Origin of the sequence: Lysinibacillus parviboronicapiens, assembly GCF_003049575.1 — a bacterium.
Taxonomy (GTDB): Bacteria; Bacillota; Bacilli; order Bacillales_A; family Planococcaceae; genus Lysinibacillus; species Lysinibacillus parviboronicapiens.
On the sequence record NZ_PYWI01000013.1, the window covers coordinates 49,156 to 74,009 of the forward strand.

Consider the following 24,854-nt stretch of genomic DNA (forward strand, 5'->3'; position numbering starts at 1 on the left):
CAATTTCTCTTTATTATAACCGATTTGGCGGATTAATTAAATGGATTTAACGTAATCATACACAGAAAGTAGAGCTTCTTCAAGTTTTGATGCATCTTTTGCTCCTGCCATTGCCATATCTGGACGGCCGCCGCCTTTACCGCCACAAGCTTCTGCGACCATTTTCACGATATTTCCTGCGTGATAATTTCCACCATTTAAATCTTTTGTTACGCCAGCACAAAGCATCACTTTATCGCCATCCACAGCACCTAAAACGACAATAGCTTTCGTCATTTTTACTTTTAAATCATCCATCATTTGACGCAATTGATTATTATCCTTCGCTTCTACTTTAGTAGATAGCACTGTTACATCACCAATTGTTTGTGCTGCGTCCACGATCGCTCCTGCTTGTGCGTTCGCTATTTTTTGTGATAGTGCTTCATTATCACGTTGTAATTCTTTAAAGTCGGCTTGGAGCGCTTGTACTTTTGTCACAATATCTTTTGGATTTGCTTTTAGCAATGTTGCTGCATCGTTTAAGTACGCCTCTTCTTCTTTTACGGCTTCGTAGGCAACTTTACCAGTAACTGCTTCAATACGACGAGTACCCGCACCAATACCACCTTCAGAGACAATTTTGAAGAAACCAATTTCAGAAGAGCGTTTTACGTGGATACCACCGCAAAGCTCAATAGAGTAGTCACCAACGGATACAACACGTACAACATCGCCATATTTTTCTCCGAATAATGCCATTGCTCCCATTGCTTTTGCTTCATCAATACCTTTTTCTTCAATCACGACTTCAATATCATCCCACACTTTTTCGTTTACGATACGTTCAATTTGTTGTAATTCTTCTTTTGTTACTTGGCCGAAGTGAGAGAAGTCAAAACGTAAACGATCAGGACCCACATATGAACCAGCTTGATTTACATGGTCGCCTAAAACATCTTTTAATGCACGTTGCATAATATGTGTAGCTGTATGGTTTTTAATAATTAGATTACGCTCATCACGACTAACTACCGCTTTTGCTGCATCTTCAACATGCATTTCGCCAGATGCCACAATTACAGTGTGCAAAGGTTGTCCATTAGGCGCTTTTTGTACGTCTTTGACAATTGCAGTAAAACTATCATTAGAAATGACACCACTGTCAGCAATTTGTCCACCCATTTCAGCGTAGAATGGTGTTTTTGCTAATACCACTAACGCTTCTTGGCCTTCCGAAGCCACTTTTGCCACTTGGCCGTTAACGATCATCGCCGCAACTTCTGTATCTACAGTTAATGTTTCGAAACCAACGAATTCACTTGCCACTGTTAAGTTTGCGAGTACTTCGTTTTGTACTTGCATAGAGTCTACATCTTGACGAGCGGCACGTGCACGCTCACGTTGTTCCTCCATTGCAGCTTCAAATCCTTCATGGTCTACTTTCATGCCCACTTCTTCCGCATATTCTTCTGTTAGTTCAATTGGGAATCCGTATGTGTCATATAAACGGAATGCATCTGCACCAGGAATATAGTCATGACCCGCAGATTTTTGAGCTTCAACGACATCGTTAAAGATTGCTAAACCACCATCTAATGTTTCATGGAAGCGAATTTCTTCATTTTTAATAACACGTTGGATAAATTCACATTTCTCTGTTACTTCTGGGTAGAAATCAACCATAATTTCACCAACAGTTGGTACTAATTCAAACATAAATGGTTTTTCGATACCAATTTGTTTTGCATAGCGAACTGCACGACGTAGTAAACGACGTAAAACATAGCCGCGACCTTCGTTTGAAGGAAGTGCACCATCACCTATTGCAAACGCTACTGTACGAATATGGTCAGCAATGACTTTGAACGGTGTGTTAATGTCTTCTTCAGATCCGAAGATTTCACTTAATTCCACTTCGCCTGGACGTTTATATTGACGGTTGGCGACGTGTTCAATTTTTTCAATAATCGGCATGAATAAATCTGTATCAAAGTTTGTTGGAACATTTTGTATCACTGAAACAATACGCTCTAGACCCATACCTGTATCAATATTCTGCTTTGGCAGTGGTGTATATGTGCCATCAGGATTATGGTTGAATTGAGAGAACACTAAGTTCCAAATTTCAAGATAGCGCTCATTTTCACCACCAGGATACATTTCTGGATCATTTTCATCTGAGCCATACTCTTCTCCACGATCATAGAAAATTTCTGAGTTCGGACCTGATGGACCTTCTCCAATATCCCAGAAGTTCCCTTCTAGACGGATTAAACGCTCTTCTGGAATGCCAATTTCGTTATGCCATACAGCATACGCTTCTTGGTCTTCTGGATGAATTGTAATTGATAATAGTTCTGGATCAAAGCCCATCCATTTTTTATCTGTTAAAAACTCCCATGCATAATGTATGGATTCTTTTTTGAAATAGTCACCGATTGAGAAGTTTCCAAGCATTTCAAAGAATGTGTGGTGACGAGCTGTTTTTCCGACGTTTTCTATATCATTCGTACGGATTGATTTTTGTGCATTTGTAATACGTGGATTGTCAGGAATAATACGACCATCAAAATAAGGTTTTAGTGTTGCAACACCTGAGTTAATCCATAATAACGATGGGTCATTGATAGGTACAAGTGGTGCTGATGGCTCATGATGATGTCCTTTTTCTTTAAAAAATTCTAAATACATGCGTCGAATTTCTGCTGCTTTCATGTGGAAAGTTCCTCCTCTTATCTACGTAAAATTACAAAGATGAATCCGCTAAATAAACAAAAAAAGCCCTCATCCCCAAAAAAGGGACGAGGACTTGTTATTATCTCGCGGTACCACCCTAGTTGTAAGTATAACCTACTTACCTCTCAAGCACTTGTAACGTAAGTGAACGGCAGTGATTAGCTGCACTCTGGAGTAGCTTTCGGCATTTGTTAGTCGTGAGGATTTTTCCAGCCTAGAAATCCCTTTCTTGTCCACGTACAAATACGTACTTGTTCCATCTTCGTTTTTACTATTATACAATAAATTATAAAAAAGATTGCAAAGAGTGTCAACGTTCATCTTGTTTTAAAGTAAATACTGCTCAAAGAATTACTGTGAAGATTTTCTATATATAATCCCATTATTGAATAGCTAAAATACTTTCACAACAGCCGTTTTTAAAAGATAAACTACTATTTGAAATTTTTCAATGTACGGTTAATTTAGCGTTCACTTACCATCTTTTAAACTATTCTCTCCATTGACATGATTGATCTAACTACAATTTTGTTAAAGTCCACTATAGTCTACCCCAACAGTGAAGCGTTCATTTCTTGAAGTTGAAATCTTCTTATAGTCCATATAATTCCCCCCACTCCGTCAGTCTAAACGTTCCCAAAATATACATTTTTTATCAATAAAAATAAGTTATACTTAAAATAGTATCTCGCTATAAAGATACACTATAACAAGGAGAGGATAATTATGCACAAGCAGAAACATATGACAACAATGACGATTGGAAAAAAATTAGGCTTAACTTTTTTCTTCGCACTTATCATTCCGAGCCTACTTATCGCTATAACGTCGTATTCAGTCGCAAAAAATGAAATATACGATACTATGCATACAAGTGCCTCACAAAACGTTGCGGTTGTCGATGAATTTATCAATAAACATATCCAACCGATTGTAGAAGATGTGACTTACTTTGGCAACTCATTAACAGAGGCAACTTTATCCCAAGAAGAACGCACTATCCTGCTACAAAGCATGCAGCAATATTTCGATACGAGTAAAGGGCTTGTTTCGTCATTTATTGGTACTGGGAATGGGGAGATGATTCAAATTCCTAATCTCGGATTATCTGGAAAAAAGGATTTCGATCCACGTACACGGGATTGGTACAAGAACGCCATTGAAGCACAAGGAGAAGTTGTTATATCTGACCCACACGAATCTGCTTCAACAGGTGACTGGGTTGTGACGATTTCCAAAGAAATTAAAAATGCCGATGGTGTCTTTGCTGTCAATCTTAAAATGGAAGAGCTAGCAAATTTAATCGGTACCATACATATTGGCAATGAAGGTTATGCATTTTTAGTAAGTCGTAATCAAGCAATCATTTCACACCCAACAATAAAGGTTGGTGCAGATATTTCAGATGAGTCTTGGGCATCAGCGATGTTAGAAGGCACAGACAACTTTATTAACTACCGATTAGATAATGAAGAAAAGCAAATGTTTGTACAACAAAATGCATTAACCGGATGGCATGTAGGTGGAGCGATGTCAAGAAGTGAAATATCTAATGCGACAAAACCTATATTTATTTCTACATTCATCGTCGTATGTCTTTCTATAGCATTTTTCGGTGTCATTTTATATGTCATAATTCGTACAATTACACTCTCACTAGGCTCTATGATCAATGCAGCTAAAACGATGAGTGCAGGTGATTTACGTGCAAAAGTGGTCAGCAAGAAAAAAGATGAAATCGGCGTTCTCGGTAAAGCCTTTCAAAAAATGAGTGATTCACTACGTGATGTATTATCACATATTCACGAAAAATCAACTTCACTACTTGCTTCCTCAGAGGAATTAAGTGCAGTTACAGACGAAAACTCACGTGCTACAGAACGGGTGTCACAGGCTGCCATCGCCGTTTCTGAAGGTATCGACAAGCAAACTGCCAAATTAGTAGCAAGCTTTGATACGCTAGAGCAAGTTTCAAATGACATTCATCAAATTTATGAAAACACCAATATCTTAACGCAAAAAGCTGAAAAAGCTGAAGCAACTGCTGATATAGGTCAAAATGTCGTTGCATCTACTCAAAAACAAATGAGAACAATCGAGGGCAAAATTAACGAGCTTTCAACGGACATTACAACGGTGAATACCTATGTCAAAGAAATTGACGAAATTTTAGCGGTTATTACATCGATATCTGAACAAACGAATTTGTTGGCACTAAATGCTGCCATTGAAGCAGCACGCGCAGGCGAGCATGGTAAGGGTTTTGCAGTTGTAGCAGATGAAGTACGGAAGTTAGCCGAGCAAACGAACCACTCCTCTTCACAAGTTCGTCAAATAATTACAGCTATCCAACGAGAGGCATCAAAACTAGCAACATCAATGGATACAAGCCATAGCGAAGTGACTTTAGGATTACAGTTGTTTACACAAACTGAAGAGAACTTCCATGAAATGAAAACATTCATTGAAGAAATTAATGATCAGCTCCATGATGTATTAGAAAAATCAAAAACGATATCTGCTAATAGTCATCAAGTTGTAGGAGACATGAAAGTGATAGAAGACATTTCACTTTCTTCAAAAAATGAGGTAGAGGCAATGGCACAGGCGACTGTTAAACAAGCATCTGCTATGCAAGAAATCGCTGCGACTGCTGAAGCACTCGAAAAATACGCAGAAGAATTACAAGAAGAAGTACGTACATTTACACTATAAGTAAAAGAGCAAGGGAAATCACTATCGACTTCTCTTGCTCTTTTGCACTTCATATAATCAAATATTTTTTCTATGTCTTCACTTGATCAAATTATCAATAATGATTTACTGACTACCATTATTTAATTTTCACTTAAAAAATCTTCCACCCGTTTCACTAAATTTTCTCGATTATAAGATTGAAAAAGCATGCTCGACAAGCGTACAGGATCACCGAAGAAATAGCGTTCATACAAAGTTTGCCTTGTGCCAAAGCTACTCATCGTTAAATCCCAGGCAAGACGGAATTTTTTCACACGCTCCTCCCCACCATCACGAGAGGATTGTAAATAATGTTCGAAGTCACCATCATCCGCTGCAAATGCTTTTTCGCTCGGAATCGACATTAATCCACTCGCTCCAAGCAACTGGATTATTTCCGTAAAGGACGGATATACTTTAGGGAAAATTTGAATCGCGACTTGCAATGTTGGCTGATCGGGTCTAATGAAGCCAAAAGCATCTCGCTTGGCATCTATTTCTGACTTTAGCAGTAAAGCCTTCATCGTTTCTAATGTTACAATGACTTCAACAACCTTGTGCTGAACATGCTGATAGTCGCCAATATTTATCGTATCTACAATTGTTTGCACAACACCTAATACAAATTCAGTCTTGGCAATCTGGCGTGACAACACTTGATGTAAAGTAAATGCTTGGAAACCACTAACATTCATAAAATTATTAGCGACTTCCACATTCTCAAAATAAAACACGCGGTCCCAAGGCACTGTTACATTGTCAAAGACCACAATAGCATCCATTTCTTCAAAACGGGCGCTTAACGGGTGATCGAAAGTTGATTCACCACCCACAAAGGACTGCCTACATAAAAATTTCAAGCCTTTAGTATTGCTGGGAATCGAGAAACCAAATCCTTTGCCTTCGTCATAGCCATTTGTCGATAATACAAGGAGCTCATCTGTGATTCCACCTTGTGTCGCAAGCAACCTTGCCCCTTTAATCACTAAACCATTCTTTGTTTTATCCACAATTTTAGCTGCAATTGTTAATTCTTCATCTTCATAATAAAATCTTTGCCTATTTACTTGTGGCTCAATAAATGTATGAGTCATTGTCAGATCATGCTCACGGGCATACTCGTAAAAATTAAGCAGATGATCAGGAAAACAATTAGGTTTATCTTTTAAATATTCCGCAGCTGATGCTAGAGCCATGAGTGTGGTATTCATATAATCAGGACTTCTTCCCATAAAACCATGGTTACATAAGGCCCACTCTCGAGCCGCATGACGTCTTTTCGTTAAATCTTCAATCGTCACAGTTTGAAGGAAAGACATGCCCACCCTCTCGTTAGTCGTTGGTGATACATAGGTCATACTATCATGTACCGCTTCATCATATTGCAAATCAAAGAGTCTTGCTTGACTCTGTATAACACCTTTAAACGCTGGATGCTCTGAAATCTTTCCCTTAATTATTTCTCCATCTAACGATATATACGTTTGCAATGCATCAATACGATCAATATATTGCTGTCCTGTAATTGCTGGCATACATTCACCCCTAATTGATACCTATGTTTTTTACTTATTAATATATGATTTTTCACCATAATCTGTTCCTCAACGCATCAATCTGTATTATATCAGTGCCTAAAAATAACAATCTGTATTACTTTTTAAATACAGTTAAAAAATTTAGCATTCGTATGATTTATCAGTCATATTAGAAGAAAACGCTTCCAGTAAGCACTTTTAAAACAAGTTCATGTTTGTGTCACATTCATCCAAAAACTTTTTTGATTAGTACAACCTTGCTAGATTTTTAGTACAGATGGGTGTATGATAACATCGTAAACAAAACAAATACACTTTTTATCCAAAAAAGGAGTAAATATACATGAATTCTCAAATCATTTCTTATGTAGCTAAAATGGAAGCGGCTTTAATGAACAGCATGGAGGATCACAATGAAGAAAACTTATTATTCTCTATCGCTTCTAACATAATTGCAGAAGAAAAAGACCAATTCAAAAATGTTTGCCAAGCATATGAAGTTGTCAAACATCACTTAATCGGCTTACACTAATTTCTTGTATTCTGAACATTGCTAACATCTAAACTACTACACAACAAACCCGCATCTTATCACTTAGGATGCGGGTTTGTTTTTACGCTATCGGTAATTAAAGCATAATGATGTTTTTGAAGAAGCGTTCGCTTTTCACCAACAAAAGACTCCTCCCTCGTTAACTGGGTGTATGCCAATACGCGTGTGTTCTAGAAAAACCACAGAGAAAAGCAAAAGGTTCCAGGAATGTTTGGCATTCCCGAAACCTTTTATTTTCTGGGTGAGCACCATCTAATAGTAGTTCAGTTCAGAATTAGCTATTGCGCAATAGGAGAGACCATTTTTTGGTATTGTGCAAAGGATGTTTTTTGATCGCTATACAAACGTTTAATTTGATAGACATCATCATATGGATTGTTATAGCCAGGCATTGTTGAGAATGCCATTGAAAATCCAGCTTCTTTTACAGCATAAATCGTGTTGGAATTATATTGACCAAACGGATAGGCAAATGCCTTGGCATCCGGAATAATAGTTAAACTACGTTTTAAATCTTGTACCACTTCATGATATGGAATAAGCAGCATCTTTCCTTTGTTACCTACCATATCATGTAAGTTATACGTATGTGACTCATACGTAAAGACATCTTGCATATTAGCCATATCCTGACGGGAAATAGCTTGTAAGTCTGTATAATCAAACATTTGCTCCATTGGCGAATGTTCATTACGATACGTAATTAAAAATTGCGCTGCTTGAAAACCATGTTTTTTTAGCACAGGATATGCATATTCACGTGTTGATAATAAACCATCATCAAATGTTAAGACGATGGAATAAGCAGGCAATGTTATTTCATTGCGCATAAAACGTAATAATTCATCTGTACTGACTGTTTCATAGTTTTTGCTTTTTAAATACTGCATTTCCTTGGCAAACTGCACATCTGTCATCGTGGTACTAACATTTTTAAAGCGGCCAAGCTCATGGTCTTTTAAGAAATGGTGATACATCATCACAGGTACGCCTCGATCTAATGCTACCTTTGAGCTGTGAATATAGCCTTCACGTCCTCCAAGTGTCGTCACGTACCAGCTTGCTTCTTTTCGCAAAATTGGATAACGGCGATTGCTATCAAGTTTCGCAAATGGTTTTAAACTGCCTGAAGAACGATCATAAATATCGTTATTTTCAGAAATAGGAATGAAATATTTATTTTGTACTGCTTTATCATTTCCTAAATTTTTATAGGCAGGTGTATGAACGAATTTCACTTTCGATTTTTCAGCATAGACAAATGTTTTGCCCCAACGTACTTGTACATATGTCGCGTCTTCCGCATTTGTCACTTCTAACTGTTGACCTTTTAATAAAGTAGCTATGGCCATCACATGATTTTCACGGCGTAAATCATAAAGTATTGTGTTTTCTAACGCTTCAATATAGCCATTTTGTTTACTTGGTAATGTTGGTGTAGGCTTTTCAGTCGGTTTCGACGATGTATCCGTTGTCTCTTCGCCTTTTTCTTCTTCAACTAACTTACTATGTACATACCCTAGTCGTCCGTTCACAGCAATGCCGTACCAACTGCCCATCCTACTATAGATAGGGAAACTAGCACCTTCAGACAAGGTTGCAAACTGTACTAGCTTATTGCCAGTATTATCATAAATCGGTGTGACACTTGTTGCCACTATATAATCTTTAATCTTTACAACTGATGGCACGGTATTTTTATACGTAGTTGTTGGTACAACAGTTGTATAGCGTTTATCAACATAGCCATAATTACCGCCCCAACGAATTTGCCACCAATTGGCTCCGTAATCTTTTGTTACAACAAAGGTTTGTCCAGCTGATAATGTTCCCACTTGTACAAGTGAGCCTGAACGATTATCAAAGACAGTTGCTTCCTCATTTAGCTGAATAACCGTATTATTCGCATGTACCTGTTGCGCAAATGGTAAAAACAGCATAAATAGGAGCAATAAAACGATGCGTTTCACTTTCTTCACCTCATAAATCTTTTATTTAAGTAATGTCATCCATAAATTCATACGGTGAAACACCATCCATTCCAATCATTGGATGAATATGTGGCATCGTGTCTACCGTGAGTTTCGCAGGGATTGTTTGTTTCTCTTCCTGCAATGTTTCTTCTTCAGTTAGCGAGGCTTCCACTACCTCAACTATTGCCTCAGTTGCTTCCATCGGATTAAGTCGAGCACGCAACGAGGTAAAACGTTGTAAATCGTCTGTACGTTGTAAGCCACCTGCTAGTACATCAGGCTCCCCACATAAAATCAGGAAATTTTTCGCGCGTGTAATGCCCGTATATAACAAATTACGACGTAGCATTTTTGAATAGCCTCGCACGACGGGCATAATAACAGTTTGAAACTCAGAGCCCTGTGATTTGTGAATAGAGCAACAATAGGCAAGCGTCAATTGATTTAGATCACTGCGTTGATAGGTAACTTCAATTCCTTCGAAAGACACAACGAGTAAGTCTTGCTTCTCGATTGTTTCCTTTGCCTTAATGATACTAATTACTTCGCCCATATCGCCATTAAAGACATTGCTCTCTGGTTGATTGACGAGCTGAAGTACTTTATCTTTTATGCGGTACGTTACATCGCCAAAGACAAGTTCTTTCCTTGAACCCGTATCATTGGGATTGATCAACTCTTGAATCATTTTATTTAAATTATCAATTCCTGCTGGTCCTTTATACATTGGCGCAAGTACTTGAATATTGCGAATTTCTTGGCCTTTTGCTACAGCACTTTTGACAATCTGTGTAACAACATTTGCCACCTGTTCTGAGGAGGCTTTAATAAACGAACGATCTGATGTTTTCACTGTTAAATCGTTGGGAATCGTTCCGCGCTTTATTTGATGGGCAAGTTCGATAATTGTAGACCCTTCAGCCTGACGATATACATCTGTTAATTCTACAGTAGGAATTTGCTGAGAGGCTAGTAAATCCTTTAACACTTGTCCCGGACCTACTGGAGGCAACTGATCTTGATCCCCTACAAATACTACCTGTACATCCTCATGTAACGACTTCAATAATTGATGTGCAAGCCATGTATCCACCATTGACATTTCATCTACAATAATAAGCTTGCCTGTCACTTCACGCTCGGTTTCTTCTTCTTTTTCCTGTCCTGTAAACCCTAATAAACGATGAATTGTCATAGCAGGGAGCTCTGTCGACTCTGAAAGACGTTTTGCTGCACGTCCGGTCGGCGCACATAAAATAATGGGAAACGGTTCCTCTTTTTGTGCATACTCTTTTGGGTTCAGTGATAGCCCATGTAGCTTTGCGTAGACTTCAACGACACCTCGTACAACGGTCGTTTTCCCTGTCCCTGGTCCACCAGTTAAAATCATCACTGCGGAATTGAGGGCTTGTTCAATCGCGTATGCTTGCGTTTCTGCATATGTGACGTTTAGAAACTCTTCTGTTTCGCCAATTGCCTTGCGAATCTCATCCTTACTAAAATGCTCAGCCTTACTGTTCCGTTCGGTTAACGCTAAAATTTTAGAGGCGATGCCGACCTCTGAAAAATATAAGGATGGCAAATAAAGCCTAGTCTCTTCGCCATAAATTTTACTGTCCTCACGCATTTCAATACACGCCTTAGAAATCGTCTCATAAGGAATTTCCTCGCGTTGACTTTGTTCGAGCATGTCCTTTACCTGTGGTAATACATGTTCGGCATCTAAATACACATGACCATCTGAAAGTGCAGCTGTATTTAAGTTGTGTAAAATTGCTGCCTTAATACGGTCAGGGTGACTGCCGGTAATACCTAATTTTGCACCCAGTTCATCGGCACGTAAAAATCCAACACCTTCGATGTCTTCAATAAGACGATACGGATTTTCTGTTAATAACGCTATTGCTTCCGTACGATATGTTTGGTAAATTTTCATTCCGAGCTGTGGTCCAAAGCCCCATTCATTAAGTTGAATCATGACACGTTCTAAGCCAAGATTTTGTTCAATCGTGCGATGAATAACCTCTTTTTTATCAGCAGATAAACGAGGTACGACATCGAGTGCATTTGGGTCCTCTAAAATAAGGCGTAATGCATTTGCACCAAGTTTTTCAACGATTGTTTCGGCTGTTTTTTTGCCAATTCCAACAAATAAGTCACTCGATAAGTAATGGACAATCCCCTGTTCAGTCGCAGGCACTTCTTTTGCAAACGTCTCAATTTGAAATTGTACACCATATTTTGGATGTTGTCTCAAAATTCCAGTAAATCGATACTGTTCATCCATTTGAAGCGGAGGAAAATAGCCAACTACAATAATTTCTTTATCGTCATATTGTAAATTTGTTTCTTGAATTTTTACACGGACAATGGAATACATATTTTGCGCATTATGAAAAATTGAGACGATAGGACGTCCGAGAATAAAAAACTTATTTAGCTCAAATAAATCAAGATTTTCTGCCATTTTTCGTTCGTCCTTTCTCGTTCATTTCAATCTTTTTATTTTACCACAGCATGCCTAAAAATATCGATTTAACTTGCAAATCCGTAAAATCTTTTAACATTATTTTGACAAATGACAATTGACCGCTATTTTAACAATTTCCATGCTATGATATAAAGAATGAATGTGTAGTACGGGAAGGATTGTGGAACAATTGGAATTTAGACCTTGCATCGATTTACACGATGGCAAAGTGAAGCAAATTGTTGGCAGTACTTTAGGACATGAAGATCAAGAAGTTGTTGAAAATTTCATTTCTATTCATAGTTCTAGTTATTATGCCAAGATGTTTGCGAAAGACCAGTTAACAGGTGGTCATGTCATTATGCTTGGTAGTGGAAACGAAGAAGCCGCGTTTGCAGCTTTAAGCACTTATCCTGGTGGTTTACAGGTTGGTGGTGGCATAAACGCTAAAAATGCACAACAATATATTGATGCAGGTGCTTCACATGTGATTGTCACTTCGTTCATCTTCCATAATGGAATGCTCGATCTTGTCCGCCTAGAGCAATTAGTAACAGCTGTGGGGAAAGAACATCTTGTCATCGATTTAAGCTGCCGTATGCGTGATGGCAAATGGTTTGTTGTAACAGATAAATGGACGAAGTTTAGCGATTTTGAAGTGAATGCTGATTCAATTGCATATATTGAAAGTTTTTGTGATGAACTACTTATTCACGCTGTAGATGTAGAAGGAAAAAAAGACGGAATGCAAGAAAGCTTAGTACGTGATTTAGCCGCCTGGACTACGATACCAACCACCTACGCAGGAGGGGTTCATTCTTTAGACGATTTGAAAAAATTTCAGGACATTGCGAATGGTAAGCTCCATGTGACAATTGGCAGTGCCTTATCTATCTTTGGTGGAGATTTACTTTATTCAGATGTTGTAAACTATTGTAAAAAAGGCGGGGTATTATGAAATTAATATATAAAGAGTATGTTTTTCCATTCACAGAAACCAATTTAGAGCGAATTATTGATGGCAAGTATTTTAAAGTAAATACTTTTGATGACTCTCTTTCATTACAAGTACAACTTGATAACGAACAAATGCTGTTAGAATTTTCCAAATCATTAAAAGCGACATGTGGTTTTTTACGTAATCAAGAAAACGAACCTTATATCGGCACATATATTGATTTACAAATTTTTGTCGAAGAGTTTAATAAACGTTACAACTTAAATGCCAAAATTATCGTATAATACTAGAAAAACCTATCTTCTCTGTTGAAGATAGGTTTTCCTGATTGGAGCGCTTATTTCTCATTTCATCTAAGTTTTGTTAAGCTTACTAGTGAGAAAGCCTGTATATCCCTCAAACATATGCTAACTCATAAAGCTCGAGTCACTAATTCACTACAGGTGGGACTCCCACTACTAATTGTTTCACTTTATCATGAAAGGATTTAACACTATATGAAAAACGAACTTGAAACAACTACCTTAAAAAGCTTCCAAACAGAACTAACGCGCTTCTTTTTAGGCTATAAATTTGCCCTGAATGAAATTGAGACGAAGATAAATATTTTAAAAGAAGAATTTAAACTCATTCACGAGTACAATCCAATTGAACATGTTTCAACTCGCATAAAATCACCAAAAAGTATTTTGTTAAAAGTGAAGAAAAAGGAATTACAACCTTCAATAGACGCTATTCGTGAAAATATTCGTGACATAGCTGGCGTACGTATTACTTGCTCATTTGTGGAAGATATCTATAAAGTGAGTGCTATGCTTCAGGCGCAAAGTGATATTGAAGTCGTTGATGTAAAAGATTATATTGCCCAGCCAAAAGAAAATGGCTATCAAAGTTTGCATCTCATCATAAAGATTCCTATATTCATGTCTGATCGGATGGAAAAAGTCTATAGTGAAATTCAAATCCGCACGATTGCGATGGATTTTTGGGCCAGCTTAGAGCATAAAATCTACTATAAGTATAATAAAGAGGTTCCTACACATATTCGTACAGAACTAAAAGATGCAGCACTTCAAGCAGCTGAACTTGATCGTAAAATGGAACGTCTAAATAAGGAAATAAATATTTTAAAAGCTAATGAAACGGAGACATCATTTATCGACGAGACACCTATTGCTCATTTAGCAAAATATTTGTCTCTTATAACATCTGATCGACAAGTAGAAGAATAATGCAGAAAGGACATTCCTATTATGCAAAAAACCCTGACCTTTTTAAAAACAATTGACACGGAATTATATCGCTATATTGTTGAATACGGTATCGTTATGTATATAGTGTTATTTCTCATCATTTATGCCAAAACAGCATTTATCTTATTAACTTTTCTCCCAGGTGATTCAACCGTCTTTGCCAGTGGTACAATTGCTGCAATTGGTCATTTAAATGTTTGGTTGTTATTTTTGTTATTTTTCATTGCAACTATTCTAGGTGATGCACAAAACTATACTATCGGAAAGTTTTTAAATAAGGCAAAATTAAAATCATGGCGATTTTCTCCACTTCGCTTTATTCCGGATAAGACAATTTTAAAGGCTACAAATTTTTTAGAACGCTATGGTAAAATTGCGATTACATTTTCCCGTTTTGTGCCATTAATGCGCACGACTGTACCGTTTGTAAGTGGTTTTACTTCCTATAATTTTCAATGTTTTTTAATGTACAATTGTCTAGGAGCACTGATTTGGACAATCGTTTGGCTGTTTTCAGGTTTTGCACTCGGCAATATCCCATGGATTGCAGATAATTTATTTTTATCTTTACTGTTTATATCATTAACCGCCTTTATCCCTGCAACCGTCGCCTTTATCTTTGAATATATTAAAAAGCATTCAAAAAAAGCTCGTCATCTACTGTAGTAGAGACGAGTTTTTTTCATTTAATTAAATCGCTGTGCAATCATGTCATAAATATAACGTGCTTGTTCATATTCAGGTTGTAATGTAAAGGCTTGTTTTAAGTGATACATCGCATCTTCTGTTTGCTCTGTCGATACAGCATAAAGAACACCTAAATTATAATGCGCATCGGCATTATTCCAATCTTGTTCGATTAAAAAGTCTAATTCTTTTTTACCTTCGTCAAACATTTCTAAAGCACAAAGTACAATCGCATAAGCTAATCGAATTTGTGTATCTTCTGGAGCAAGCTCCGCCGCACGTTGTAAATACGGTAAAGCTAGCTTCGGATTTTCCATTCGTTCGAAGCATTTGCCCATCATATAATAAACATCGGCACCCTCAATCTTATGTGTCACCGCTTGTTCATAAAGCTTTAACGCTTCTGCAAAACGCTCTGCATTAAAATATAAATTGGCTAAACCGTAGTAAGCCGTTGCAGCCGAATCATCCACCGTAATAGCCTTTTGGAAAAAACGCTCTGCGCGCTCTGTATCCTCAAGTACTGCTAATAGATTACCGAAATTCACATAACCAATGGCATTGTCAGGCTCAGCTTCTATAGCTTGGGTAAAAAACTGTGCCGCATCTTCATAACGTTTTTCTTGAAATGCTAGAATGCCCTGTTCATTAAAATCCATTTTTTCACCTCTATGTAGTGAACGACTGCTGTTACATATGCGTAATAGCCTCCGTATTTTGAGCTGTGCCAATTCCCTACAACATAGTACTTAACTGTAAAAGAGGTAGGAAAGGAAACGCATACTGCATCATGTTAGCAGCAGTCTTTTCACAATTTATCCAACGTATGTTAATTTCTCGCTATTTTTAAAAACTTCGTCGATTGTGCCGCCACCTAAGCACACTTCACCATCGTATAAAACAACAGCTTGTCCAGGCGTAATTGCACGTACAGGTTCTGCAAATGTAATATGTGTACGACCATCTTCTAATATTTCTACTTCAACTGGTGTATCTGTTTGTCGATAACGGAATTTCGCCGTACATGAAAATTTCCCGGGCAATTTTTTTGTCGAAGTATAGCTCATTTTTACAGCTGTTAATGATGTAGAGTACACTGCATCATGGTGGAATCCTTGTCCAACAAGTAGCACATTTCGTTCTAAATCTTTGCCGAGCACGAACCACGGTTCACCGTCTCCACCAATACCAAGACCATGGCGTTGACCTAGTGTATAATACATTAAGCCGTCATGCTGCCCAATTACAACTCCATCCATCGTTTCCATTGTGCCAGGTTGAGCAGGTAAATATTGACTTAAAAATTCTTTGAAATTACGCTCACCGATGAAGCAAATCCCTGTCGAATCTTTTTTCTTTGCTGTAGCAAGCCCAGCTTCTTCCGCGATTTTTCGTACTTCTTTTTTCTCGATATCACCAATCGGGAACATAACATGGGATAGCTGCTCCTGAGATAATTGGTTAAGGAAATAAGTTTGATCTTTATTGTCATCCACACCACGAAGCATTAAAACTTCGCCGTCACCATTACGGTCGATGCGTGCATAGTGACCAGTTGCCAAATAATCTGCACCTAAATTTATCGCATGTTCAAGAAAAGCTTTAAACTTAATTTCCTTATTGCACATCACATCAGGATTAGGTGTACGCCCTGCTTTATATTCTTCTAAAAAGTAAGTAAAAACTTTATCCCAGTATTGTTTTTCAAAATTCACTGCATAATATGGAATACCTATTTGATTACATACTTTAATAACATCATCATAGTCTTCTGTAGCTGTACAAACGCCGTTTTCGTCTGTATCATCCCAGTTCTTCATAAAAATTCCGATTACTTCATAACCTTGCTGTTTTAACAAGTATGCTGCAACCGAGGAATCTACCCCACCCGACATGCCGACAACGACACGAATTTGTGAAGGGTCACGTGTTTCTTTCATTGTTGTCACCTTTTCTTTCAATCAACTTTATGACCACGTATGGAATCACTGATGCTTTAGACATGCACATTTCTAAACATACATGGTTTCCGTCAGAGGTTTCAAGTTATCTGTTATTTTAAAAGCAAAGTACTTGTTCATTAAATAATATTAATTTGCGAGTCTTTTCACAATTACGGCTGTTTTTTCTGCGGCTTGTCGGACATCATCTGCTGTTAAACCTTCACCAAAGCTAAAACGAATAGAATTACGTAATTCTTCAGTTCCTTGCCCAAACATCGCAACTAACACGTGTGAAGGATCAATTGAGCCCGCTGTGCATGCTGAACCACTTGATACACAAACGCCGGCCATATCTAGATTTACTAAAAATGATTCAACTTCCATGCCTGCAAAACTTACATTTAAGACATGTGGTAGTCCATTTTGTAAATCTCCATTTACATGGAATGACAGCTTTTCATGTGTAAAAACCTCAAGCATAATTTGCTTAAAGTGATTGTACAGTGAACGCTTGTCTAGGCGCAACTCACTTGCATTTTGTACGGCAGTAGCAAAAGCAAGAACAGCCGGTATATTTTCAGTACCTGCACGACGTTTTTTTTCCTGTGCGCCACCAAGAGCGTAACTAGCAAGTGGCGTACCTGCCTTCTGATAAAGGAAGCCGATTCCTTTTGGTCCATTAATCTTATGTGCAGATACACTTAATAAATCAACTTGTAAATCCGTTACATTGATTGTTTCTAATCCATAAGCTTGTACAGCATCTGTATGGAACGTTGCTTGATGGTCGCGTAACAACTCACCAATCTCAGCAATTGGTTGAATGGTACCTACCTCATTATTGCCGTACATAATCGTTACTAATATCGTATCCTCACGTAATGCACTTTGCACAGCTTGTACTGAAACTCGCCCCATTGTATCTACTGGCAAATACGTCACATCAAAGCCATCTTGCTCAAGCTTTTCGCATGTATGTAACACTGCGTGATGTTCAATTTGTGTAGTAATAATATGCTTTCCTTCAGTAGCGCGTGCATAAGCAGTACCTAGAATCGCTGTATTATCCGCTTCTGTCCCACCACTCGTGAAAATGATTTCACCGGGCTTCGCACCGATAGAATGAGCAAGTATCTCCCGTGCATCATCTAAATATTTGCGTGCTTCTCGTCCTGCGCCGTGAATGCTTGATGCATTCCCATAGACCTCACGCATCGCTAAAGTCATGGCGTCAATTACCTTGTCATTCATTGGCGATGTCGCTGCATGATCAAGATAGATGTATGAATTCATGTTGAAAACTCCTTTATATGAAAAGCGCTAAAGCGCCCTTTTACCCTCGATTATCATTCGTTCGCAAAAGTCGCGCGTGGCTATGTTGCAACTGTGATTTTACGAAGGGTGGCGCTTTAGCCTAAACTTTTTTAAATATAGAACATGTAGCCATCCACTACATTTTCCTCTGTATGTTGTGCTAAATCTTCAATTGTTGTTGTATCTAAAACATTTTTTACAGCGTCACGAATACGTAGCCACAATTCACGTTGAGGTGCTTCCTCATTTTCAATTCCTTCTACAGGCTGGATTGGGCCTTCTAATACACTAATAACATTTGCAGCCGAAATTTCACTTGGTGGATTTGCAAGCATATATCCACCGTATGCACCACGCACACTTTTCACTAAGCCTGAGTTACGTAATGGCGATACTAGTTGCTCTAAATAGGCTTCAGAAAGTTCCTTTTCTGCGGCAATCTTACGTAGTGGTATTGGGCCTTCACCGTAGTGTTTTGCCAATTCAATCATAATTGTTAGCCCGTAACGGCCCTTTGTTGAAATTTTCATTTTATCACCCTCAATTAGTCTAGTCAAAATACTAAAGACAGTATACCATAATATCCTCTCGTAGAACTCGGAAATACTCCTATAAGGATATGATATACTATAAATTAGAACAGACGAACGAACGGAGGATGACTTTTGCATAATGAACCACTTGCTTATCGCATGAGACCACATACCCTTGATGAAATCGTTGGTCAGCAAGATTTCGTCGGTCCTGATACTGCACTTTATAAAATGATTCAACACGGCCATGTCCCGTCCATGTTACTTTACGGGGAACCAGGCATTGGTAAAACATCCATTGCTAATGCGATTGCAGGTAGCTCAAAGTTACCGTACTTTTCGCTAAATGCCACACGCGCGGGAAAAAAAGATGTGGAGGATATTGTCCAGGAAGCAAGAATATCCGGAAAGGTTCTACTTTTTTTGGATGAAATCCATCGCTTCAATAAATTACAGCAGGATACGTTGTTACCACATGTTGAAAACGGCTCCATTGTTTTGATAGGTGCTACTACAGAGAATCCATATCATGATGTAAATCCGGCTATTCGCTCGCGTTGCGGAGAAATCCATCAGTTAAAACGCTTAACCCCAGAAAATTTAGTTGAACTTCTTAACAAGGCCCTAACTGATGAAAAGCAAGGACTTGGTAAATATGAATTTACGCTAACAGCCGAACAAATTGAACAAATTGCCGTAGCGGCTAATGGAGATGCTCGCAAAGCACTTACTTTACTTGAATCGATTTACTATGCGAGTGATGAAGTAAATGGACAAACAATTGCCTCTGACCATATCATTGAACACCTTATTGGTCGAATAGGGGTTTATGGTGATAAAAATGGTTCTCATTTTTATAATTTACTGTCCGCATTGCAAAAATCTGTACGCGGCAGTGATACAAATGCAGCATTATATTATTTAGCACATTTACTTGAAAATGGCGATTTAGTTGCTGTTAGTCGTCGCTTACTCGTTATGGCCTATGAGGATATCGGTCTTGCCAATCCAGATGTTGGTGCTCATATGCTCGCGGCAGTGCAAGCAGCAGAACGTCTCGGCTTACCTGAGGCGCGCATACCACTAGCAAGTGCTGTCATTGAAATGTGTCTGGCCTCGAAATCGAATTCTGCTATCATAGCAATAGATGCGGCTATCGCTAGTATCCATGCAGGTAAAACCGGTGATATCCCCCTTCATTTACGCGATGCTCATTACACGGGGGCACAAGATTTAGGACATGTTGGCTATCAATACCCCCACAATAGCCCCCTCGGTACATTCGGTGGCTGGGTCAATCAGCAGTATTTACCTGATGCACTCGTTGGAACAGAATTTTATAAGCCTGTTATTGCTGGGGAAGAGAAACGAATGGCTGGCATTTACGAAAAGTTGAAAACCTTCCAAAATAGCAAAAAGTGATGTCGCCAGAAGACGCATCACTTTTTTGTTATTTCCTTGAATTTTGATACTAGTGTACCTTTAACAAGTGAGGGCCGCGCGTTGAATGTGCGCCATCATACCTTCTGTTGACTTTGTGACCAGATTGACCACACGAACATTTTGCAAATATATTTCGCTACACTTCATGCATTTATCCTATATTAACCTTGTAGGATGGTATCTTCCTGCTTTTTTATCTTTATTTCAACACGAAAACTATAATGACCTCTATTATATGTATCTTACATCTCATCAAAATTCTTTGCATTGCAATAAAAAACATAATCTAATCTAAAAAAACCATTGTCTCTTTAAGAACGACAATGGTAAAAACTCAATATTAATCCATTATTTCCTTATCAACAAATAGTTTAAATTGCTGTAAGCATTGTTTGACTACACCTTTTTGTGCTAAAACGCCTTGGCGCAGTGCAGTAGTCTTTTCATCATCGCCAACCACTTCACCATAAAGTGCAAAAATAGCTGTCAAAAATTCTTCATTTTCTTCTTGATCAATACTTGGTAATGCATAGGCGGCAATCGCTAATAATCGCTCCACCTTATCAGGTATTTTTTGTAGTTCATTTGTTGAATAGTAGGTGGCTGCTGCTAAAAAATAGCTCAGCTTTGCACTACAGTCTATAAACAAGTGCCAATACGTATTCGCAGTCGGTAATTCACCTGCAAGGCCATCAACATGCTCTTTATAAAAAGTTGTTACTTGTGTATATAAAGGTTTTAATTCTCGCATAGCCTTTGTGTAATTATTAGATGTGTCCAGATAGTCAAATACAATATTATTCATTTTATCTTGGAGCTTTACAATATCTAAATGATCACGAATTACTTGTATTTCCATTGTCCCACTCTCCCATGTTCTCATTTGTTTTATCAAACGCCATTCCTACTCCCCTAAGCAGTCCTGTACATTCCAAACAAATTGACCTGTTGTCTATCGTATATTGGAATTATTCAAATTATAGCAATAAACCAAAAGAAGAAGTGGGTGCATGAAGAAAATAAGGCAATTTCGTGAATTATTAGCATTTTGTGAACGTGAGATTTATTATTTTGGTAGAATTATACTCTTTGTACGTAGACGTCAAACAGGAATTGTTCCTTTTCTCGATCAACTATTTCTACAATACATCCATTTGCATATTTTTTAATTCTCTGTTTTGGACTATAAAAATACGCATTATTTGTTATGAGCCATTCACTTAACGTCAATTCACTGGCAGGTTGCTGCACTGTTAAAATATGTTTATGACGAAGTATATCAGCCATTTTATAAAAACCCTCTGATAATTCATAAGCAGATACATCAAAATTGAAAATGGGCGTAACAACCTGTCCAATATCAAAAATATGTATTGTCCGTCTCGCCTCATCGATTGCTAACTCCACTGTGCTAATTTCATCGAATAGATTCAAGCCTCTGTATTCCATTTGATAAATTTGCTCCATTGTCATTGCCTCCTCTTTTTAACTGTACTATTGTACCATAGAAAAAGTAGCCGTCTCAAAAGGCAATTGAGACGGCTACTAGCTGTTTTTTTATATAGACATGAATCCCTTACATTGGCAAAAACAAAGCGTATCGTCAAAACGACAAGATTAATCATTTTTCAGAGGCTATGGCCAGATGGAATACTATTATTTAATAATTAATATGGAATTAGCCTTGCACACGTGTAATTTTCACATCTACTAAAATGGTATTTACCACCCAACTTGCAGCAATCAAACCTGCAACTGAGGGAACAAATGCATTAGAGGATGGTGGCATTTTCGCCTTGCGGATAGCCGCATCTGGTTTCCCTACATGCTCTACGACATCTGGTCGTACGACAATCGGACTTTCATCAGAGAAAACGACCGTTATACCTTTATGAATGCCTTCTTTTCGTAATTTTGTGCGAATCACTTTCGCTAATGGGTCCGTATGCGTTTTAGAAATATCCGCAATTTTAAAGCGAGTTGGATCCATTTTATTGGCCGCTCCCATACTTGAAATTATTGGGATATTACGCTTTAGACATTCCTTCATAATATGAATTTTATACATCACAGTATCACTCGCATCGATAACATAATCAATGCCCTGTGCAAAAAATTCTTCAAACGTTTCTTCCGTATAAAACATATGCATATCAATCACTTCACAGGCAGGATTAATATCTGCAATGCGTTCTTTCATGACACCAGATTTTGATTTTCCGACAGTTGATAGATACGCTACTAATTGACGATTGACGTTCGTAATATCGACATTATCCTTGTCCACTAAAATAATTCGACCAATACCACTTCGTGCACATGCCTCTGCAGCAAATGATCCGACACCGCCAACACCTAAAATAGCTACTGTTGTATTTTTTAATTTATCGAGTCCCTCTGTACCTATTGCGAGCTCGTTACGTGAAAATTGATGTAACATCTTACACTCTCCATCTATTGAAATTTTTATTAGTAAACCTAGTTACATACTAAGATAAAATCAAACCTATATTACATTTTATCACGATATCCTTCAAGTGAAAATTATAATCAAAAAAATAAAGTATTCCCTTGTAGGAATACTTTATTAACAAATCAATTATGCCACCGTGCATAGTTTTCCTGAAATGCTTGCACAAACTGGTCATCAAGTTGAATATTTTCCATATTAAACGCACCGACTGCGGCTCCACCGATTGGCTCTAAAATAGGCGAAATAAAATGCAATGGCAGACGCTCTTGTGCTGCTAATTGCTCAAGCTTCGGCACAAAATAAGCTCTATTGGAAAATACTCCTCCCGCTAATACTACTGGTATATTCGTTTGCTCCCAAGTCATGTAATCATAGCATGCCTTTATCGCAGTATAGTACTTTACACAGGCTTCTTGAATGAGGCTATTCGCAACAGCATCCCCTTGATCTGCAACCTGAAAAACATACCTACTTAACGGTGCAATGACAGACCTCGGATGACCTTTGCCATAAATACTCTCTATTAGTTGGGGTACATGTTCCATAGAAAAGTGTTGCAAGAGGACGTCTGTTAAGGCTGTTGGCTTTGCCCGCTGATCATAGCTTTGAAATACAGCCTTTAGTGCCTGAATGCCTAAATCATAGCCACTTCCCTCATCATCAAAAAGGTAACCCCAACCACCCACACGATGATAATTCCGCTGATTATCGTAACCCATCGTAATAGCACCTGTCCCGGCAATTTGTACAATGCCTTCCTGTCCAAGCGTACCTGCATATAAGGCTATTAAAGCATCATTTTCAATCACAACTGCCGTCGTCTTGTCAACATACTGCCGAATAATCGCGTTAACTTTCTCCTCAGCTTGACGCTCCTTGACCCCTGCCATACCTGCAAAACAACTATGTAGCGCAGCAAATATTTGTGGATTTTGTGCCTGTAATTTTTGTAATAAGTTATGAATCGTTAACTCAAAGCTTTTGGCATCCATCGCAGTTGGGTTACTTCGTGACGTTATGACTTTGGCATAAATGCAGCCATGTTCATCACAAATAACTGCAGATGTTTTTGTGCCACCACCATCAATTGCCAGTACATACATCCTCTTCTCCCCTTAAAAAGGATTGAGCGCAAACGGCTGTTGGCTCAATCCTTCATCCAAATATCAATCATTTCGTAAAGCCAAATGAAGCCCACGGTTGTATGTGCTTTATTAAAAACTGCTCTTCTTCTACAACTCTCGCTACTACATTTGTCGAGCCCGTATTCGGTATTTCCTTTAAGACTATTTGTAGCTCTCCTTTATAACGAACATCTAAATTATTGTCAATTGTGATATCCCCTGGTTTCAGTGGATGAGTGTCATGGACTTGAAAATCTCCATTTTTATATTTAACACGAGACTGTGTACTACGAATAACATATTCCGATATATCCCCACGATTAAAATGAGGCTCTTTAAATAGGATTGCTTCTTCTAAAATACTTGTTTCTGGCGCCTGCACAACCTTCAGCTCTAGCTTGTGGCGATTTAATTGCCCTAACGCTCGTATCTCTTCTTCAGAAGCATACATATTGCCGATAATACAATCATCAATTAAACCAGTGTGCCATAAATCCTTTGCCTGCACAGTAATTGGCAGATGACGATGCTCTTCTAATGTCGGTAAACCATGCTGTGTTTTTTCCCATGGGCCAAACATAGCCTGCTGGGAGGAAATCATAGCAGCTGTACGAACATGATTTGCTTTAAATAGTTTGGTGGTCTCCAAAAAATGCTGACGTGAAAGACCCGTGAACTGTCTCGGATAGAAATTATGGCAACCAATAATATTATCTTTATTTGGTTGGTAGGATAATATATTTTCTAGATATTTTGTGCCATTACTAATATTTAATTCAATTTTCAAATGACTAGCATCTTGTGACATAAACGCTTCCTCTTGACCAGAGAACCCCATGTCTAAACGCAAAGCCGCTAGATGATATTGCTCTTTGAAAACAGCTATGTCTTTATACGTTAAGCCAAGCTCCTCAAAAACGGTAGGTGCGATATCAGCAGATATATCAAAGCCCAGTTGCTTGGCAAAAGCATTAATTTGCTGTAATTTTATACGTTCATCCTCATTGTTCAAGGACATCAGACAGGTAAAAATGCGATCAAAGCCATTATCATGTGCTAGCTGAACATACTGCTTCATTTCTTCTAATGTACTATGCTGAGGATAAAGTGAAATACCTAATCGTCTCAATTCAAATAC

20 protein-coding genes and 1 other annotated feature are annotated in these 24,854 nt (G+C 38.1%); of the genes, 7 read left to right on the forward strand and 13 right to left on the reverse strand.

Annotated features, from left to right (window positions below):
* Positions 1-36: 36 nt before the first annotated feature.
* Complete coding sequence (gene alaS / locus C9J35_RS12670) at positions 37-2,697, reverse strand: alanine--tRNA ligase (protein ID WP_107924786.1); 2,661 nt, start codon at positions 2,695-2,697, stop codon at positions 37-39.
* A 79-nt stretch (positions 2,698-2,776) separates the two neighbouring features.
* Positions 2,777-2,990, reverse strand: a binding site (T-box leader).
* Positions 2,991-3,444: 454 nt separating this feature from the next.
* On the opposite strand from alaS, the gene C9J35_RS12675 reads away from it, so the two are divergent.
* The gene (locus tag C9J35_RS12675) at positions 3,445-5,433 is read left to right on the forward strand and encodes a methyl-accepting chemotaxis protein (RefSeq protein WP_107924787.1); all 1,989 of its coding nucleotides are present in this window, start codon (positions 3,445-3,447) and stop codon (positions 5,431-5,433) included.
* Between the two features lie 122 nt (positions 5,434-5,555).
* Here the strand turns inward: C9J35_RS12675 and hpaB are convergent, their stop codons facing one another.
* Complete coding sequence (gene hpaB, locus C9J35_RS12680) at positions 5,556-6,989, reverse strand: 4-hydroxyphenylacetate 3-monooxygenase, oxygenase component (RefSeq protein ID WP_107924788.1); 1,434 nt, start codon at positions 6,987-6,989, stop codon at positions 5,556-5,558.
* A gap of 346 nt (positions 6,990-7,335) precedes the next feature.
* Here hpaB and C9J35_RS12685 point away from each other — a divergent pair, with 346 nt between their 5' ends.
* Positions 7,336-7,524, forward strand: coding sequence for a hypothetical protein (locus tag C9J35_RS12685; RefSeq protein WP_054767782.1), 189 nt, complete (start codon positions 7,336-7,338; stop codon positions 7,522-7,524).
* A 299-nt stretch (positions 7,525-7,823) separates the two neighbouring features.
* Here the strand turns inward: C9J35_RS12685 and C9J35_RS12690 are convergent, their stop codons facing one another.
* Positions 7,824-9,515: a polysaccharide deacetylase family protein gene (locus C9J35_RS12690; protein WP_107924789.1), complete on the reverse strand. Its 1,692-nt coding sequence runs from the start codon at positions 9,513-9,515 to the stop codon at positions 7,824-7,826.
* A 25-nt stretch (positions 9,516-9,540) separates the two neighbouring features.
* A complete protein-coding gene (gene recD2, locus C9J35_RS12695; protein WP_107924790.1) occupies positions 9,541-11,985 on the reverse strand; it encodes an SF1B family DNA helicase RecD2 in 2,445 nt (814 codons plus the stop codon).
* 193 nt (positions 11,986-12,178) lie between these two features.
* Between recD2 and hisA the strand changes: the two genes are divergently transcribed.
* The 4 genes from hisA to C9J35_RS12715 all read left to right on the forward strand — a co-directional run bounded on the left by hisA (position 12,179) and on the right by C9J35_RS12715 (position 14,865).
* On the forward strand, positions 12,179-12,946 hold the full coding sequence (hisA, locus tag C9J35_RS12700; RefSeq protein ID WP_107924832.1) for a phosphoribosylformimino-5-aminoimidazole carboxamide ribotide isomerase: 768 nt from the start codon (positions 12,179-12,181) through the stop codon (positions 12,944-12,946).
* Complete coding sequence (locus tag C9J35_RS12705; protein WP_054767800.1) at positions 12,943-13,230, forward strand: hypothetical protein; 288 nt, start codon at positions 12,943-12,945, stop codon at positions 13,228-13,230. The genes hisA and C9J35_RS12705 overlap by 4 nt, the downstream gene beginning before the upstream one ends.
* A 213-nt stretch (positions 13,231-13,443) precedes the next feature.
* Positions 13,444-14,178, forward strand: coding sequence for a GTP pyrophosphokinase (locus C9J35_RS12710; RefSeq protein ID WP_054767785.1), 735 nt, complete (start codon positions 13,444-13,446; stop codon positions 14,176-14,178).
* Positions 14,179-14,199: 21 nt separating this feature from the next.
* Positions 14,200-14,865: a DedA family protein gene (locus C9J35_RS12715; RefSeq protein ID WP_107924791.1), complete on the forward strand. Its 666-nt coding sequence runs from the start codon at positions 14,200-14,202 to the stop codon at positions 14,863-14,865.
* 20 nt (positions 14,866-14,885) lie between these two features.
* On the opposite strand, the gene C9J35_RS12720 is transcribed toward C9J35_RS12715, so the two are convergent.
* The 4 genes from C9J35_RS12720 to cymR form a co-directional block, all read right to left on the reverse strand.
* Positions 14,886-15,545, reverse strand: a complete 660-nt coding sequence (locus tag C9J35_RS12720) for a tetratricopeptide repeat protein (RefSeq protein WP_107924792.1) — start codon at positions 15,543-15,545, stop codon at positions 14,886-14,888.
* Positions 15,546-15,701: 156 nt separating this feature from the next.
* On the reverse strand, positions 15,702-16,826 hold the full coding sequence (gene mnmA / locus C9J35_RS12725) for a tRNA 2-thiouridine(34) synthase MnmA (protein WP_107924793.1): 1,125 nt from the start codon (positions 16,824-16,826) through the stop codon (positions 15,702-15,704).
* A 150-nt stretch (positions 16,827-16,976) separates the two neighbouring features.
* Positions 16,977-18,122 (reverse strand): cysteine desulfurase family protein, encoded by a 1,146-nt coding sequence (locus C9J35_RS12730; RefSeq protein ID WP_107924794.1) that lies wholly within the window; start codon positions 18,120-18,122, stop codon positions 16,977-16,979.
* 131 nt (positions 18,123-18,253) lie between these two features.
* A complete protein-coding gene (cymR, locus tag C9J35_RS12735; RefSeq protein ID WP_107924795.1) occupies positions 18,254-18,673 on the reverse strand; it encodes a cysteine metabolism transcriptional regulator CymR in 420 nt (139 codons plus the stop codon).
* Between the two features lie 135 nt (positions 18,674-18,808).
* Between cymR and C9J35_RS12740 the strand changes: the two genes are divergently transcribed.
* Positions 18,809-20,098: a replication-associated recombination protein A gene (locus C9J35_RS12740; RefSeq protein WP_107924796.1), complete on the forward strand. Its 1,290-nt coding sequence runs from the start codon at positions 18,809-18,811 to the stop codon at positions 20,096-20,098.
* 361 nt (positions 20,099-20,459) lie between these two features.
* On the opposite strand, the gene C9J35_RS12745 is transcribed toward C9J35_RS12740, so the two are convergent.
* The 5 genes from C9J35_RS12745 to C9J35_RS12765 form a co-directional block, all read right to left on the reverse strand.
* Complete coding sequence (locus C9J35_RS12745) at positions 20,460-20,978, reverse strand: hypothetical protein (RefSeq protein WP_107924797.1); 519 nt, start codon at positions 20,976-20,978, stop codon at positions 20,460-20,462.
* Positions 20,979-21,199: 221 nt separating this feature from the next.
* Positions 21,200-21,586, reverse strand: a complete 387-nt coding sequence (locus C9J35_RS12750) for a hypothetical protein (RefSeq protein ID WP_107924798.1) — start codon at positions 21,584-21,586, stop codon at positions 21,200-21,202.
* A 211-nt stretch (positions 21,587-21,797) separates the two neighbouring features.
* Entirely contained in the window at positions 21,798-22,559 is a 762-nt protein-coding gene (locus C9J35_RS12755; protein ID WP_107924799.1) for a tRNA threonylcarbamoyladenosine dehydratase, read from the reverse strand.
* A 155-nt stretch (positions 22,560-22,714) separates the two neighbouring features.
* Complete coding sequence (locus tag C9J35_RS12760; RefSeq protein ID WP_054767788.1) at positions 22,715-23,695, reverse strand: N-acetylglucosamine kinase; 981 nt, start codon at positions 23,693-23,695, stop codon at positions 22,715-22,717.
* A 67-nt stretch (positions 23,696-23,762) separates the two neighbouring features.
* Positions 23,763-24,845 (reverse strand): DUF871 domain-containing protein, encoded by a 1,083-nt coding sequence (locus tag C9J35_RS12765; RefSeq protein WP_107924800.1) that lies wholly within the window; start codon positions 24,843-24,845, stop codon positions 23,763-23,765.
* Positions 24,846-24,854: the final 9 nt, after the last annotated feature.

Excerpts from the sequence above, each read along its gene's own strand:
- C9J35_RS12685 (WP_054767782.1), top strand. The coding sequence starts at position 7,336 with ATGAATTCTCAAATCATTTCTTATGTAGCTAAAATGGAAGCGGCTTTA.
- C9J35_RS12745 (WP_107924797.1), bottom strand. The coding sequence starts at position 20,978 with ATGGAAATACAAGTAATTCGTGATCATTTAGATATTGTAAAGCTCCAA.
- hpaB (WP_107924788.1), bottom strand. The coding sequence starts at position 6,989 with ATGCCAGCAATTACAGGACAGCAATATATTGATCGTATTGATGCATTG.
- C9J35_RS12730 (WP_107924794.1), bottom strand. The coding sequence starts at position 18,122 with ATGAATTCATACATCTATCTTGATCATGCAGCGACATCGCCAATGAAT.
- C9J35_RS12715 (WP_107924791.1), top strand. The coding sequence starts at position 14,200 with ATGCAAAAAACCCTGACCTTTTTAAAAACAATTGACACGGAATTATAT.
- alaS (WP_107924786.1), bottom strand. The coding sequence starts at position 2,697 with ATGAAAGCAGCAGAAATTCGACGCATGTATTTAGAATTTTTTAAAGAA.
- C9J35_RS12720 (WP_107924792.1), bottom strand. The coding sequence starts at position 15,545 with ATGGATTTTAATGAACAGGGCATTCTAGCATTTCAAGAAAAACGTTAT.
- C9J35_RS12705 (WP_054767800.1), top strand. The coding sequence starts at position 12,943 with ATGAAATTAATATATAAAGAGTATGTTTTTCCATTCACAGAAACCAAT.
- C9J35_RS12675 (WP_107924787.1), top strand. The coding sequence starts at position 3,445 with ATGCACAAGCAGAAACATATGACAACAATGACGATTGGAAAAAAATTA.
- mnmA (WP_107924793.1), bottom strand. The coding sequence starts at position 16,826 with ATGAAAGAAACACGTGACCCTTCACAAATTCGTGTCGTTGTCGGCATG.
- cymR (WP_107924795.1), bottom strand. The coding sequence starts at position 18,673 with ATGAAAATTTCAACAAAGGGCCGTTACGGGCTAACAATTATGATTGAA.
- C9J35_RS12750 (WP_107924798.1), bottom strand. The coding sequence starts at position 21,586 with ATGGAGCAAATTTATCAAATGGAATACAGAGGCTTGAATCTATTCGAT.
- C9J35_RS12710 (WP_054767785.1), top strand. The coding sequence starts at position 13,444 with ATGAAAAACGAACTTGAAACAACTACCTTAAAAAGCTTCCAAACAGAA.
- C9J35_RS12760 (WP_054767788.1), bottom strand. The coding sequence starts at position 23,695 with ATGTATGTACTGGCAATTGATGGTGGTGGCACAAAAACATCTGCAGTT.
- C9J35_RS12755 (WP_107924799.1), bottom strand. The coding sequence starts at position 22,559 with ATGTTACATCAATTTTCACGTAACGAGCTCGCAATAGGTACAGAGGGA.
- recD2 (WP_107924790.1), bottom strand. The coding sequence starts at position 11,985 with ATGGCAGAAAATCTTGATTTATTTGAGCTAAATAAGTTTTTTATTCTC.